Source organism: Streptomyces sp. NPDC088733, from assembly GCF_044751185.1.
In the GTDB taxonomy this organism is placed as follows: domain Bacteria; phylum Actinomycetota; class Actinomycetes; order Streptomycetales; family Streptomycetaceae; genus Actinacidiphila.
The window spans coordinates 1-14,262 of sequence record NZ_JBIVLH010000042.1; the positions used below are offsets into that span (position 1 = coordinate 1).

At 69.1% G+C, this 14,262-nt stretch carries 11 protein-coding genes; 10 read left to right on the plus strand and 1 reads right to left on the minus strand.

Annotated features, from left to right (window positions below):
* Window positions 1–924 precede the first annotated feature (924 nt).
* Entirely contained in the window at window positions 925–1,377 is a 453-nt protein-coding gene (locus ACIP64_RS39750) for a helicase associated domain-containing protein (protein WP_401597269.1), read from the plus strand.
* 153 nt (window positions 1,378–1,530) lie between these two features.
* Here the strand turns inward: ACIP64_RS39750 and ACIP64_RS39755 are convergent, their stop codons facing one another.
* Window positions 1,531–3,309, minus strand: coding sequence for a PucR family transcriptional regulator (locus ACIP64_RS39755; protein ID WP_401597272.1), 1,779 nt, complete (start codon window positions 3,307–3,309; stop codon window positions 1,531–1,533).
* Window positions 3,310–3,917: 608 nt separating this feature from the next.
* Between ACIP64_RS39755 and dnaK the strand changes: the two genes are divergently transcribed.
* The 9 genes from dnaK to ACIP64_RS39800 all read left to right on the plus strand — a co-directional run bounded on the left by dnaK (window position 3,918) and on the right by ACIP64_RS39800 (window position 14,126).
* Entirely contained in the window at window positions 3,918–5,810 is a 1,893-nt protein-coding gene (gene dnaK, locus ACIP64_RS39760; RefSeq protein ID WP_401597274.1) for a molecular chaperone DnaK, read from the plus strand.
* 8 nt (window positions 5,811–5,818) lie between these two features.
* Complete coding sequence (grpE, locus tag ACIP64_RS39765) at window positions 5,819–6,430, plus strand: nucleotide exchange factor GrpE (protein WP_401597276.1); 612 nt, start codon at window positions 5,819–5,821, stop codon at window positions 6,428–6,430.
* Between the two features lie 6 nt (window positions 6,431–6,436).
* Window positions 6,437–7,390, plus strand: a complete 954-nt coding sequence (locus ACIP64_RS39770; RefSeq protein ID WP_401597278.1) for a DnaJ C-terminal domain-containing protein — start codon at window positions 6,437–6,439, stop codon at window positions 7,388–7,390.
* On the plus strand, window positions 7,387–7,794 hold the full coding sequence (locus ACIP64_RS39775; RefSeq protein WP_401597281.1) for a chaperone modulator CbpM: 408 nt from the start codon (window positions 7,387–7,389) through the stop codon (window positions 7,792–7,794). The genes ACIP64_RS39770 and ACIP64_RS39775 overlap by 4 nt, the downstream gene beginning before the upstream one ends.
* Window positions 7,785–10,424: an ATP-dependent chaperone ClpB gene (clpB, locus tag ACIP64_RS39780; protein ID WP_401597284.1), complete on the plus strand. Its 2,640-nt coding sequence runs from the start codon at window positions 7,785–7,787 to the stop codon at window positions 10,422–10,424. The genes ACIP64_RS39775 and clpB overlap by 10 nt, the downstream gene beginning before the upstream one ends.
* Window positions 10,421–10,879, plus strand: coding sequence for a thioredoxin (trxA, locus tag ACIP64_RS39785; protein ID WP_401597287.1), 459 nt, complete (start codon window positions 10,421–10,423; stop codon window positions 10,877–10,879). Before clpB ends, trxA begins: the two co-directional genes overlap by 4 nt.
* Window positions 10,880–11,258: 379 nt before the next feature.
* Window positions 11,259–11,708, plus strand: a complete 450-nt coding sequence (locus ACIP64_RS39790) for a DUF1931 family protein (protein WP_401597290.1) — start codon at window positions 11,259–11,261, stop codon at window positions 11,706–11,708.
* 442 nt (window positions 11,709–12,150) lie between these two features.
* The gene (locus ACIP64_RS39795) at window positions 12,151–12,414 is read left to right on the plus strand and encodes a UBP-type zinc finger domain-containing protein (RefSeq protein ID WP_401597292.1); all 264 of its coding nucleotides are present in this window, start codon (window positions 12,151–12,153) and stop codon (window positions 12,412–12,414) included.
* On the plus strand, window positions 12,414–14,126 hold the full coding sequence (locus tag ACIP64_RS39800; RefSeq protein ID WP_401597295.1) for an FAD-dependent oxidoreductase: 1,713 nt from the start codon (window positions 12,414–12,416) through the stop codon (window positions 14,124–14,126). The genes ACIP64_RS39795 and ACIP64_RS39800 overlap by 1 nt, the downstream gene beginning before the upstream one ends.
* The last annotated feature ends 136 nt before the right edge of the window (window positions 14,127–14,262 follow it).

The following is a 14,262-nucleotide window of genomic DNA, read 5'->3' on the forward strand; positions in this document are numbered from 1 at the left end:
CACCGGCTCGCATCAGACAGCACCACATCCCACCCCATGCCCACCTCAACGAGCCCGCTGCCCACCCGTCACGGCAAAGACCGTTGCAGTACTAGGATGGATGGGCATGCGAAACCTCGTTTCTCTCAGTTGGAGGCGTGGTTGTGCGTGGGACGCCCGCTCCCGACCGGTCCGCAAAACCTTCAGTCGGAGGGCGGGCGTCCTGAGTTGACGTTAACGGCCCACGGGGTCCCAAGAGTTGAAATCACGTGCATCTGCACGTGCAGATGCACGTGCAGATGCCCTCTTGTGTAGAACGTCACGATTCAGGCAACGCACTTCGGGGATTACGCCACCCGTCCGCAAGGTCCTACCTGCTCTGTCAGGAAAGGGCCTGGACGGGTAGTGCAGGTCTCGGCCTTGAACCGGGTGAGAGCCTTCCGACCTGGTATGGATTGCGGCATCTGCACCAGTGACAGAAGGGCGCTTGTGTCACACCGCAATGCGCCCCTGGCCGATGCCGGACGGCTGCGATGGCCCGCTGCGTCATCGAGGATTGCCGGCCCCGACGCCAGGCCGCGGAACACTTCCAGGTGCCGGAACCCGACCGCACCGAACGCCGGATCAGGTCCGCCTCGCCCGCCGCCTCCCCACCAGCGAAGATCGTTTCCCACACGCAACAAGATCGTTCCCGAAGGCCAGCTATCGGGTTGGACGAAGCACCACGGCCACCCCGTGAGCACCACCTGTGTCCGGGCCCGACCGGTCTCGACTCGTGAACCACGCACCCAGACGGGTCTGCTTGGGTGGTCGAGGCGGACCAGCCGACGATCCGCAGCCCGCCGAGGCACCACCGCAGACGACCGGAAGGGCGCGAGACTGGACCGGGAGCGGCGCGAGGCACTCGAGGACATCGACCCCGCCTGGTGCCCCACCTGGCCCGTCGTGTGGCAACGCTGCTTCCACCTCGCCCGCACCTACCACACCGCTGGCGGCACACTGCCTGACCGGGATGGTCAGCTCGTCGTCCAGGGCGAGGACATCGGCCGATGTGTACGAGCCCAGCGAACCCAGTGGGACACCCTCAGCGCCGTCCAGCAATGGCTCCTGACCGAAATCCTCGGCATCACCGCCGCCGCGGAAGAGGAGCAGGCACCGGCCTCAGGGGCGGCGAGGCCGAAGCGCACCCGGGCGCAGATCTGGGCAGCCAACCTCACCGCCGCCCGTCAATACGCCCAACGGGAAGGACACCTCAACGTCCCCCGATCCCATGTCGAGGACGTCGACGGCACCGGCCATGCTCTTGGGGTCTTCATCGCCAACCAGCGGGCCCGACGTGCCAACCTCGCCCCGGAGCGCGTCACAGAACTCGTTGAACTCGGCATGCGCTGGGCTTGAGCAGGAGCATGTGGTGACGCGGCGGTGTCCGTGGCACATGGCATGATCCCGCCCCATGACGCCTTTGAGTGCCGTCGGCTGCGGTGGGCTCTACTTGGAGACGACTTGCGCTCCCATGCCGCGTCCGTCAACTCACCTCGACCTGCCACAAGATCAATTACCAGACAGGCCGAACATGATCTTCCACACCCGGGTCGCCACCTGGAGATTGAGCCGATCCTCGACGTTCGCGAGGTTGTTGCCGCTGATGTCGCGGATGCGCTGGAGCCGATAGCGCAACGTGCTGCGGTGAATCGCGAGGAATTTGGCGGTCTCGTCGTAGTTGCCGCCGCAGTCGAAGTACCTGCATAGGGTCTCCACCATGGCTGTATGGTGCCGGGAGTCGTAGTCGATGAGCTGCCCGAGCCACTCATGGACGAACGTCTCCAGTTCCCGGTAATCGTTGCCGGGTCCCAGGATGCGATAGATGCCTAGCTCGTCGAAGAACGTCGTGCCGTAGCAGTCGCGGGAGCGGCGGCGCACTTCCAGGGCGCGCTGTGCCTGCTGGTAGCGGTGGGGGATGTCGTCCGGGGAGTTGCAGGGGACGCTCACCCCGATAGCCCCGGACCGTGTCCCGATCTCCCGGGCGAGCGCCTCGTACAAAGCGCTGGCGGGCGGTCTGTCGTCGGCGAGTAGGACCACGTGGTCGGAACGTCGGGTCAGCAGCGAGCGCATGCCCACGGCAGAGGCCGTTCGGCCCACGGTTTGTGCGAAAGAGTCGTCTGCAGTCCGGTTCGACCACTGCACCACGACGATGTAGTGGCTGCGGTGCAGGTCGTGTCCGACTGCCTCGGACCGGGCGTAGGCGCTCGCCGCGTCCGTCCCGGCCAGGAGGTCGTCGGCCAGCTCGCGGTGCAGTCTTAGTTCCACTTCGGCCAGGTGCCGCAGGTGTGCCAGCTCCAGGGCGAGCGAGGTGGCGGCGTGCTCCAGTGCGAGCACCGTGTGCTCGTCGGCTTCCTCCCTGGCGTCCACCAAGGCCAGCACGCCCAGTATCTCTCCGTGCGGGCGGACGAGGGTGATCAGCCGGTCTTTGATCCGCACCGGCCCGGCCTCCCGGGCGACGGCGTGCAGCATCTCGTCCTGGCGCAGGGGGTCCGGTTCCGGATAGGGGTCAGGGCGGCTGGGGCCGGTCCAGGACCTCAGCCGACCGAAGCGGTCCTCGACCAGCGCGGGAAGTCCGGTGAGCCTGTGCAGAGCGCGGGTGATGGCTTCCTCGCCGCCGCCCGAGCCGGCGACCTCGGTCATGATCGCGTGTACGGCTCGCTGCCACCCCAGCTCGGCCACGACGGAAATCAGTTGCCGCTGGAGGGCTGTCCGTTCCTCCCGCAGCCGGTGAAGCTCCAGCGCGTCCTCGCGGTGGCAGCGGTGTGCGAAGGCGACTGACAAAGCAGCAGCGGTGTGCCGGACGAGCGTGGCGAGCAGGGATCGCTCGGCCTCGGTGGGCTGGGACCGGGACGTCACCACGAGGTAGCCGAGGAGTCCCTCGTGTCCGCGCAGCCCCAGGGCCCGTCCCCAGGGCCGGTCGGGTACGGCCACAGGGCCGTCCTGCCCAGTCAGCTCTCGTACCTTCCGGTCCACGGCCAAGGCATGGATCTGTCGGCCCCTTGGGCTGGGGACCAGGTCACCGTCCACCCTGAGGTATCCGGCTTCGGCGCTGTATGGCCCTGCGGCGGCTATGCGGTCCATGGCCAAGCGCAGGATCTCGCCTTCGTCCCGTGTGTCGAACAGGGCGCGGGAGAGCGCCATCAGTTCGTGGGGGGCATGCTCGGCTGGGGTGGGAACGCGTGGGCGCTGTCCTCTCCGCGCGGGCGTGGGGTACCGCCCGTTACACCGCCGTGGGCTGATCTCCCGGTCGTGGCGGCGGTACAGGCTGTGCGCCCGGCTGCCGGTCATAAGATCACTCCGTTCTCCGTAGGGGCGGTACGCCCCGGCAGCCGGCCATGGGATTACTCCCGTCCCCCGAGCCGGCCGAGAAATGACGGCGACCCTTCGCGTAGAGCCTTACCCGATATGTCCGGAGTATCCGGTTGTGCTCGCGGGGCGACGGGCTCTGCTGTTCTTTGACTTGCCGGGTGCAGGCGTAGAGGTGCTCGGTTCGCGAGTCTGGGTGTGTCGGGGGCCGCGGAAGCACTGGGCGATGACCGGGCACCCATGAAGGCCGATGGTCACGTACAGGACGTACCAGGAAGCCGGACGCGCCGTCGATCACGTCGCGGACCGGGAGTTTTCTCGGACAAAGGGTGGCCGTCATCGGTCATGACGTCCGCCTCGTCGAGGATGTCGTCGGCCGTACGAACTACGGCGGGCCAGCCAGTACGCAAGCGTCGCGCGGGGCCCTCTCCGGTGCGCTGACCTTGGGTTCGCGGCCTCGGCGATCGGGCGGCCCCCTCGCCTTCGCTTCGTCGCCGCCCTGTACGACCTGATTTCGGACCGGTCGGGACCATACATGAACGACAGATCCGCAGTGCCGGCGCATGCCGCCGCATCGGGAGGAGTTCCTCATGGCCAAGGCAGTGGGCATCGATCTGGGCACCACGAACTCCGTGATCGCCGTGTGGGAGGGCGGTGAACCTTCCGTCGTGCCCAACACCGAGGGCAGCCGTACGACACCGTCCGTCGTCGCCTTCACCGACACCGGGGAACGTCTCGTGGGACAGCTGGCCCGGCGGCAGGCGATCCTCAACCCGAAGGGCACCATCTACTCGGCCAAGCGGTTCATCGGCCGGCATTTCGACGAGGTCTCCGAGGAGGCCAGGGCAGTGGCTTACGACGTCGTCGAGGGCGACGGCGGAGCGGCCCGCTTCAAGGTGCGCGACAAGCTGTACGCGCCCGAGGAGATCAGCGCACAGGTGCTGCGCAAACTTGCCGACGACGCCGGGAAGCAGCTCGGGGAGCGGGTCACGGAGGCGGTCGTCACGGTGCCCGCCTACTTCAACGACGCCCAGCGCACCGCCACCAAGGACGCCGGACGGATCGCGGGCCTGGAGGTGCTGCGGATCATCAACGAGCCGACGGCGGCTGCCCTCGCGTACGGCCTGGACAAGAAGGAGCACGAGACGGTGCTCGTGTTCGACCTGGGTGGCGGCACCTTCGACGTGAGCCTGCTCGATGTCGGCGACGGCGTGGTCGAGGTGCGCTCCACCGCCGGCGACAGCCACCTGGGCGGCGACGACTTCGACCGGCGTCTGGTGGATTACCTCGCGGACGACTTCCAGAAGGAGAACGGCATCGACCTGCGCAAGGACCCGCAGGCGCTGCAGCGGCTCTTCGAGGCCGCGGAGAAGGCCAAGACCGAGCTCAGCTCGGTGACGCAGACGCAGGTGAGCCTGCCGTTCATCACCGCCGACGCGTCCGGTCCGAAGCACCTCACCGACTCGATCATGCGGTCCACGTTCGAGCAGATCACCGGCGACCTGGTGGAGCGTTGCCTGGGACCGGTCCAACAGGCCATGGCCGACGCCAAGGTCGGCGAGAGCGACATCGACGAGGTCATCCTCGTCGGCGGCTCCACACGTATCCCGGCGGTCCAGGCCCTGGTCCGCCGGCTGACGGGCGGCAAGGACCCCAACATGAGCGTCAACCCCGACGAGGTCGTGGCCCTGGGCGCCGCGATCCAGGCCGGCGTGCTCAAGGGCGAGGTCAAGGACGTCTTGCTGCTCGACGTGACCCCGCTGTCGCTGGGTGTCGAGACGCGCGGCGGCGTGATGACGAAGATCATCGAGCGGAACACCACCATCCCGGTACGCCGCAGCGAGACGTTCTCCACCGCGGAGGACAACCAGCCGGCCGTCGACGTGGTGGTCCTGCAGGGCGAGCGCGAGTCCGCGGCCGACAACCGCGTACTCGGCCGCTTCCAGCTCACCGACATCCGGCCGGCGCCACGGGGAGAACCACAGATCGAGGTCACCTTCGACATCGACGCCAACGGCATCCTCCACGTCACCGCCCGTGACAAGGACACCGGCAAGGAACAGGGCATCACCATCAGCGAGAGTTCCAACCTGGACCGCAGTGAGGTCGAACGCATGGTGCAGGAGGCCGAGAGCAACCGGGGCCAGGACCAGGCACTCCGCGAGGCCGTCGATGCCCGCAACGAACTCGACGCCGTCGCGTACCAGGTCGAGAGGCGCCTCGCCGAACTGGGAGACGCAGCGCCCGCACATGAGAAGGCACGCGCCGAGATGCTCGTGTCCGACGCCCGGGAGGCCGTCAAGGACGAGGCGGGCGTGGAGCGAGTGCGGCCCCTGACCTCCGAACTCCAGCAAGTGCTCGCCGGGCTGGCTGCCCATCAAGGCGCCGCTCCCACAGGCCGTCCCGGCCAGGACGCCGACACCGGTGGTCCCACGAGTGGCAGTGACGACGATGTCGTCGACGCCGAGTTCGAGAGGGGCTGAGGCGCGCCATGCCCACCCGCCCCCAGGAACCCGGCCGCCCTCCGTCGGATCCGGTCGAACCGGTCCCGGAGAACGCCGTACGCCCTCCGCGTGGGGACGTGCCGCAACCGGGCCCGCTGCCCCGGCCGGAAGCGGCGGACGGCGAACCGGGGCCCGACGCCGCCGGCCCCGCGCGTGCCGAGGACGAGTACACGACCGCGATCCGGGAACTGGAGGACCGCTGGCGGCGCGCGCTCGCCGACCTCGACAACCTTCGCAAGCGTCACGCCAGGGAGCTGGAGCGGGAGCGGGCGGTCGAGCGGTCCCGCACGGCGGCCGCTTTCCTGCCCGTCATCGACAACCTCGAACTCGCCCTGACCCACGCCGGCGGGGATTCGGGCGCGATCGTGGAGGGCGTCCGGGCCGTACGCGACCAGGCGGTGAACGTCCTCGCACGGCTCGGCTACCCGCGGCATGCGGAGACCGGCGTCGCCTTCGATCCGGCCCGGCACGAGGTGGTCGGCGTCGTCCAGGACCCCGACGTGGAACCGGGCACTGTCGTCGAGGTGCTGCGCCCCGGCTACGGGGACGGCGAGATGCAGCTCAGGCCGGCCGCGGTGACCGTCGCGAAGCGGGAGTGACCGGTCATGGCACGGGACTACTACGAGGTGCTGGGCGTGTCGCGGAGCGCGAGCCAGGACGAGATCCAGCAGGCGTATCGCAAACTCGCCCGCAGGTACCACCCCGACGTCAACAAGGACCCCGGGGCGGAGGAACGCTTCAAGGACCTCAACGAGGCACACAGCGTCCTGTCCGATCCCAAGGCCCGGGCCCGCTACGACCGCTTCGGCGAGGACTTCCGTAAGGTCCCCGAGGACTTCGACGAACGGGTCGCGGCGGGAGCGGGCGGCGGATTCCGCGGTCGGAGGACCGCGGGCGGGGGCGGTCCCCGCGTCCGGTACACCACTGGCTTCGGCGACGGCTTCGGTGCGGAGGACATCGACATCGAGGACCTGCTCGGCTCCATGTTCGGAGCCGGCACCGCTCCAGGCAACGTCCCTGGGGCGGATCAGGAGGCCGAGCTGCCGCTCACCGTCGAGGAGGCGTACAGAGGCGGCCGTCGCACCGTCACGCTCGCCGGTCCCACCGGGCAGCCGCGGCGGTACGAGGTGGACGTGCCGCCCGGCGTCGTCGACGGGCAGCGCATCCGGCTGGCGGGCGAGGGCGGCCGAGGCAGCGGCGACGGCTCCGCGGGGGACCTGTATCTGCGGATGCGGATCCAGCCGCATCCCCGCTTCCGCCTCGACGGCCGGGATGTGTACGTGCAGCTTCCGGTCACCCCCTGGGAGGCCTCGCTGGGCGCGACAGTTCCGGTGCCCACCCCCGGCGGCGGAACGGCCAAGGTCACGGTGCCCGCGGGTTCGTCCAGCGGCCGGCGGCTGAGGCTGCGCGGTGAGGGCATGCCGAACCCGCGGGGCGCGAACGGTGACCTGTACGCCGAAGTCCGCATCATGGTGCCGCCCACCCTCGGCGACAGGGAGCGCGAACTGTTCGAGGAGCTGGCGGCAACCTCCTCGTTCGACCCCAGGAGGACGCGATGAACGACCGACCCGTGGGAGCGGCAGGCATCGGCCGGGCCGGCGTGGGCGCCCGTCCGGTACGAACGGGCGCCGACGTCACCGCCTCGACGGCTGTCCGGTACGGGCTCGTGCCCGCCCCCAGGCTCTCGCTGGACGCCGTGGCGCGCCGTTCGGGCCTCCACCCCGATCTGATCCGCCGGTTCGTCGCCCTCGGCCTTGTCGACGCCGAACGCGACGCCGCGGGGCACCTGGTGTTCGACCCCACGGCCCCGGCGGTTCTCGCCCGCATCCAGCGGCTGCGCGCCGGACTCTGCCTCAACTACGCATCCATCGGCCTGGTGCTCGACCTGCTGGACCGCATCAGCCTGCTCGAAGCCGCCCTGCGCGGCCGCGGCACGAGGAGTGAAACATCCCCATGGACATGAACCGTCTCACCCAGAAGTCCCAGGAAGCCCTCCAGGAGGCTCAGAGCGCGGCCGTCGGCTTGGGGCACACCGAGGTCGACGGGGAGCACCTGCTGCTCGCACTTCTCGATCAGGAGGACGGTCTGATCCCGCGGTTGCTGCAGCAGGCCGGCACCGAGCCGAAGGAACTGCGCGCGGCCGTGCGGGAGGAACTCTCCCGCCGCCCGAAGGTCACCGGCCCTGGCGCGGCACCCGGCCAGGTCTTCGTCACCCAGCGCCTCAGCCGCCTGCTGGACGCCGCCGAACGGGAGGCCAAACGCCTCAAGGACGAATACGTGTCCGTGGAGCACCTCCTGCTCGCCCTGGCAGACGAGAGCTCTTCGACCGCCGCCGGGCGACTGCTCAAACAGGCCGGCATCACCAGGGACTCGTTCCTGAACGCGCTCACCCAGGTCCGCGGCAACCAGCGCGTCACCTCCGCCAACCCCGAAGTGGCCTATGAGGCTCTGGAGAAGTACGGCCGCGACCTGGTCCTCGAGGCGCGCGGCGGCAGGATGGACCCGGTCATCGGGAGGGACGCGGAGATCCGCCGCGTGACCCAGATCCTCAGCCGCAAGACCAAGAATAACCCCGTCCTCATCGGCGACCCCGGCGTCGGCAAGACCGCCATCGTCGAGGGCTTGGCCCAGCGCATCGTTCGCGGCGACGTCCCCGAGGGCCTGCGCGACAAGACGGTGTTCGCCCTCGACATGGGCTCCCTGGTCGCCGGTGCCAAGTACCGCGGCGAGTTCGAGGAACGCCTCAAGGCCGTGCTGGCCGAGGTGAAGGCCGCCCAGGGGCGCATCCTGCTCTTCGTCGACGAACTCCACACCGTCGTAGGAGCGGGCGCAGCCGAAGGGGCCATGGACGCGGGCAACATGCTCAAGCCGATGCTCGCCCGCGGCGAACTCCACATGATCGGCGCCACCACCCTCGACGAGTACCGCAAGCACATCGAGAAGGACGCCGCCCTCGAACGCCGCTTCCAGCAGGTCCTGGTCGACGAGCCGAGCGTGGAGGACACCATCTCCATCCTGCGCGGACTGCGCGAACGCCTCGAGGTGTTCCACGGCGTGAAGATCCAGGACAACGCGCTGGTCTCCGCGGCCACCCTCAGCCACCGCTACATCACCGATCGATTCCTGCCCGACAAGGCCATCGACCTCGTCGACGAGGCGTGCGCCCGGCTGCGTACCGAGATCGACTCGATGCCCGCCGAACTCGACGAGATCACCCGCCGCGTCACACGCCTGGAGATCGAGGAAGCGGCCCTGTCCAAGGAGACCGACCCCGCCAGCAAAGCCCGTCTGGAGGAGCTGCGCAGGGAACTGGCCGACCTGCGCGGCGAGGCCGACGCCAAACACGCCCAGTGGGAGGCCGAACGGCAGGCGATCCGCCGCGTGCAGGAACTGCGCCAGGAACTGGAGCAGGTCCGCCACGACGCAGAGGAGGCCGAACGCGCCTACGACCTCAACCGCGCCGCCGAACTCCGCTACGGCCGCCTCCAGGAACTGGAGCGGCGACTCACCGCGGAGGAGGAACAACTGGCCGCCAAACAGGGGAAGGACCGGCTGCTGCGCGAGGTCGTCACCGAGGAGGAAATCGCCGAGATCGTCGCCGCCTGGACCGGCATCCCCGTCGCCCGTCTCCAAGAGGGCGAACGCGAGAAACTGCTGCGCCTCGACGAGATCCTGCGCGAGCGCGTCATCGGCCAGGACGAGGCCGTCAAGCTCGTCACCGACGCCATCATCCGAGCCCGCTCCGGCATCCGCGACCCTCGCCGGCCCATCGGCTCGTTCATCTTCCTCGGCCCCACCGGCGTCGGGAAGACCGAGCTGGCCAAGACCCTCGCCCGGACTCTGTTCGACTCCGAGGAGAACATGGTCCGCCTCGACATGAGCGAGTACCAGGAGCGGCACACCGTCAGCCGGCTCATGGGCGCACCGCCCGGATACGTCGGCTACGAGGAGGGCGGACAGCTCACCGAGGCCGTGCGCCGCAAGCCGTACTCCGTTGTGCTCCTCGACGAGATCGAGAAGGCGCACACCGATGTCTTCAACACCCTGCTGCAAATGCTCGATGATGGCCGCATCACCGATGCACAGGGCCGCACCGTCGACTTCCGCAACACCATCGTCATCATGACCTCCAACATCGGCTCCGAGCACCTCCTCGACGGCGCCACCGCCGAGGGAGAGATCAAGCCCGATGCATACGCCCGGGTGATGGGCGAACTGCGCGGGCACTTCCGCCCGGAGTTCCTCAACCGCGTCGACGACATCGTGCTGTTCAAGCCGCTCGGCGAGCGGCAGATCGAGCGGATCGTCGAGCTGCAGTTCGGCGAGCTGCGGCAGCGGCTCGCCGAACGCCGCATCACCGTCGAACTCACCGACGCGGCCCGCGAGGTGATCGCCCACCAGGGCTACGACCCGGTGTACGGGGCCCGGCCGCTTCGCCGCTACATCTCCCACGAGGTCGAGACGCTGGTCGGACGCGCCCTGCTGCGCGGCGACGTCCAGGACGGTGCGACGGTGCGCGTCGACGCCGAGCACGGAGAGCTGGTTGTCACCTACGACCAGCCCGGGGACGTGAAGGGAGCGCGGGCGGCATGAACACGATGCAGGCTGCAACCGTGAGTTGTCCGAACTGCGGGCGTATCAACCGGGTGCCGGCGGCAGCGGAGGGACGCCCCCAGTGCGGCCACTGCAAGCAGCTCCTACCGTGGATGGTGGACGCGGGCGACGACGACTTCACCGAGGTCGCCGAGCGGGCCGACGTCCCCGTCGTGGTCGACCTGTGGGCTACCTGGTGCGGCCCCTGCCGCATGGTCAGCCCCGCCCTCGAACAGGTCGCCCGCGACCTCGCCGGCCGAATCAAGCTCGTCAAGGTAGACGTCGATAAAAACCCGCAGCTGTCGCAGCGTTTTCAGGTCCAGGCGGTACCGACACTGCTCGTCCTCGACCACGGAGAGACCGTCGCCCGGCAGGCCGGCGCGGCACCCGCGCACGTCCTGCGCTCGTGGGTCGAGCAGGCGCTTTCGGGCTGGCAAACCACTGCTGGAGCGTGAACACCATGGGCAGGCCACTGCGGAAACCGACGAGACCGCTCTCCGGTATGCCGAACTCGCCGGCCCGCGTGCTGCCGTAACCGCTCGGCGGCCTCGAATGAAAGGCCTGCGTACGGCCAAGCGCAATTCACTTGGCTGCCCAGGCCGACCAACACAAACAATGACAGCGATCATGGGCCCACCCACAAACATGTCTGGCTCGACGGATCGCACGCTCCTCCGCCTGCTTTGCGGATCGGACGTCTGGGCCTGGCAGTGCAACTCGGGGAGGCTGATTGGTCCCGACATGCGTATGCGTTCACATGCCCCGTCGGCGAGGCTGGCGGAGAAACCTTGGGGCCGGGAGTCACCCCGGCACCCGCAGTCGGAGGTTGCCGTTATGACTGTGATGTCCATCGCCAGGTTCGAAAGGTTCTTCCGCGCAGCCGCGGGGCTGGACGTCGATAAGAACGATCTCAAGCGTTACAGCGACTTCGTCGACGCCAAGCTCTACGATCTGCTGATCGTTGCCCAGGCCACCGCCAAGGCCAACGGACGGGACATCATCCGGACCTGTGACCTGCCGATCACGAAGGGCCTGCAGGAAAGCATTCACCACTTCCAGAAGATCGACCAGGAGGTGGAAGTCAAACCGATACTGGAACAGCTCGCCAGCCACCCCGCGCTGGACCGGACGCCCGACGAGGAGACCGAGGCGGCTTATCCGGACATCGTCGGCGGACTCAGCCTGGCCCTTGCTCAGAGCTTCAAAATCCTCCACCCCGAGCTGAAGAACCCCCAGACCCAGCACTGGGACGAGGCCCGAGCAGTCTTCGACCTCCTGCTGTGAGTGGCGATCGCCGCCTCATGCACGTCCAGGGGGCCGCCAAGAGCGGTCTGCCACCTCCACCGGAAGCGCGGCCGGTCCTGAGCGCGGGCTCTCCAGCTGCCCGCAGGCGGGCGACCCCCAACCCCACGGGGATCGTCTACTCCCCGCAGCGTTTCCCCTGACCGCTGCTTCGACGAGTTCCACAACAAGGCCGAGACCACGGCTTCTCCATCGTCTCCGACGCGCACGGCAACACGCGCTTCAGGACCTGCACGTGGCGGACCACCCCGCCGACAGGTGCCAGCAGGAGAACCGCATCGAAACGCCCCTGGTCCTACTTGGCCGGGGAGGGGGCGACGACCCGCCCGGCTGGTGCCGCCGCTCCGGAACTGCGCCGCTGTTTGAGAAGGAGAGCTTCGCGGGCCGCTGCTGAGCAGTCCCATCACACGGAAGGAGAAGCCTGATGGTCACGATTTCCGACCCACACCTGGCGATGGTGCGCGCCGTGACGCCGCACACCCCGGAGGGCTGCGAGGAGTGTCTCAAGGAGCATTCCCCGTGGGTACACCTGCGGCTCTGCCTCACCTGCGGGCACGTCGGCTGCTGCGATTCCTCGCCCCTCAAGCACGCCAGGCGGCACGCCGGCAGCGCCGGTCACCCCATTGTGCAGTCCTTCCAGCCGGGAGAGGACTGGCGCTGGTGCTACGTCCACGAGGCCCTGGTCTGATGAACGCGGCCGAGCACCAGCAGAGCGCGGTCCACGAGACACCGGACCGGTACGGGGCGTTCCCGCGCCTGACACCGGAGCAGTTCGAGGTCCTCGCCGCGCACGGTGAGCGCCGAAGGACCGCCGAGGGCCAAGTGCTGTACTGCGAGGGCGAGCCGTTCCGGGAGTTCCTCGCGATCCTCAGCGGGACCGTCGAGATGGTCCACGACCTCGGCGGGTCCGACGAGCGCACGGTGGCCGTGCACGGACCCGGCAGATTCCTGGGTGAACTCGGGTTGCTGGAAGGCCAGGCGGCGTTCGACACCGCCGTGGTGCGCGAGGCCGGCGAGGTCCTGGCCGTGCCGGTGGAGCGGCAACGCTCCCTGGTCGGCCGCGACCCGGTCCTCGGCGACCTCATCCTCCGCGCCTACCTGGGCCGCCGGTATCTGCTCATCGGCCTCGGCGCCGGCTTCCGGATCCTGGGGTCGTGCTATTCGCCGGACACGCTGCGGTTGCGCCAGTTCGCCGCTCGCAACCGGCTGCCCCACCGCTGGGTGGATCTGGAGAAGGACAAGGAGGCAGAGGCGCTGCTGCGCCGGTTCTCCATCCGCCCCGAGGAGACTCCGGTGGTCCTTTGGAAGGGCGAACGGGTGCTGCGCAATCCGAGCAACGCCGAACTCGCCAGGCTCATCGGGCTGCCCGCCCCCTCCCCGGAGGCCGGGCGGTGTGACGTGATGGTGGTCGGGGCGGGCCCCGCGGGACTCGCCGCCGCCGTGTACGGTGCCTCCGACGGTCTCACCACGGTCACCGTCGACGCCATGGCCACCGGAGGCCAGGCCGGCACCACGTCTCGGATCGAGAACTACCTCGGCTTCCCGTCGGGCATCTCCGGCGGTGAGCTCATCGAACGCGCGGTGCTCCAGGCCCGCAAGTTCGGTGCCCGCCTGATGGTGCCGGCCCAGGTCAGCGGGCTCAGGCCGCAGGACGACGAGTACGTCGTCACCTTCACAGACGGGTCCCGAGCCCGGGCAGGCGCCGTGGTGCTCGCCTCGGGCGTCTGGTACCGCCGGCTCGAGGCGCCCGGCATCGACCGCCTGGAGGGCAACAGCGTCTACTACGCCGCGACGGTCCACGAGGCCAGTCTCTGCCAGACGGACCCGGTTGCCGTGGTCGGCGGCGGGAACTCCGCCGGGCAGGCGGCACTGTTCCTCGCGAAGCACGCGTCCAGGGTCCACCTCCTCGTCCGGGGCGGTGACCTCAACGCGGACATGTCGCGCTACCTGGTGGACCGGGTGGAACGGCACCCGAAGATCGAGGTGCTGCTCCACACCGAAGTCCGGGTGGCCTCCGGGCAGGAGAAGCTGGAGTCGCTGACGGTGGAGGACAACGCGAGTGGTGAGCGCCGGGAGCTGCGGGTTGCGGCGCTCTTCGTGTTCATCGGGGCCCGGCCGCACACGGAATGGCTCAGGGGCGTACTGGCCCTGGACGACAAGGGCTTCGTCCTCACCGGCGCCGACGCCGAGGCGGCGGCCGACCCGACCCGGTGGGACTCGCTCGGCCGGGGTCCGTTGCTGCTGGAGACCACCCTTCCCGGGGTCTTCGCCGCCGGCGACGTCAGGAGCGGCTCGGTCAAGCGCGTGGCCTCGGCAACCGGTGAGGGTGCCATGGCGATCCGCCTCGTGCACGAGCACCGCGGAAAGACGGGAAGTCTGGTCCGCTCCGCCGGCTCCTAGTGCAGGGGCCTCGGGCGGTGGCGGGCCGGTCCAGCCCTTGAATGGGACCCGGCAAGCGAGCGCAACGCCGCCGGTGTGTGCAGAACGCCGCGGTGACGGTAACTCAAACGGCATGGCGTAGAGACGGGAGATGCCG

What these genes read in the sequence shown, in the direction of transcription:
- trxA (WP_401597287.1), top strand. Translation starts at nt 10,421, where the DNA reads ATGAACACGATGCAGGCTGCAACCGTGAGTTGTCCGAACTGCGGGCGT.
- ACIP64_RS39790 (WP_401597290.1), top strand. Translation starts at nt 11,259, where the DNA reads ATGACTGTGATGTCCATCGCCAGGTTCGAAAGGTTCTTCCGCGCAGCC.
- clpB (WP_401597284.1), top strand. Translation starts at nt 7,785, where the DNA reads ATGGACATGAACCGTCTCACCCAGAAGTCCCAGGAAGCCCTCCAGGAG.
- ACIP64_RS39755 (WP_401597272.1), bottom strand. Translation starts at nt 3,309, where the DNA reads ATGACCGGCAGCCGGGCGCACAGCCTGTACCGCCGCCACGACCGGGAG.
- dnaK (WP_401597274.1), top strand. Translation starts at nt 3,918, where the DNA reads ATGGCCAAGGCAGTGGGCATCGATCTGGGCACCACGAACTCCGTGATC.
- ACIP64_RS39770 (WP_401597278.1), top strand. Translation starts at nt 6,437, where the DNA reads ATGGCACGGGACTACTACGAGGTGCTGGGCGTGTCGCGGAGCGCGAGC.
- ACIP64_RS39795 (WP_401597292.1), top strand. Translation starts at nt 12,151, where the DNA reads ATGGTCACGATTTCCGACCCACACCTGGCGATGGTGCGCGCCGTGACG.
- grpE (WP_401597276.1), top strand. Translation starts at nt 5,819, where the DNA reads ATGCCCACCCGCCCCCAGGAACCCGGCCGCCCTCCGTCGGATCCGGTC.
- ACIP64_RS39775 (WP_401597281.1), top strand. Translation starts at nt 7,387, where the DNA reads ATGAACGACCGACCCGTGGGAGCGGCAGGCATCGGCCGGGCCGGCGTG.
- ACIP64_RS39800 (WP_401597295.1), top strand. Translation starts at nt 12,414, where the DNA reads ATGAACGCGGCCGAGCACCAGCAGAGCGCGGTCCACGAGACACCGGAC.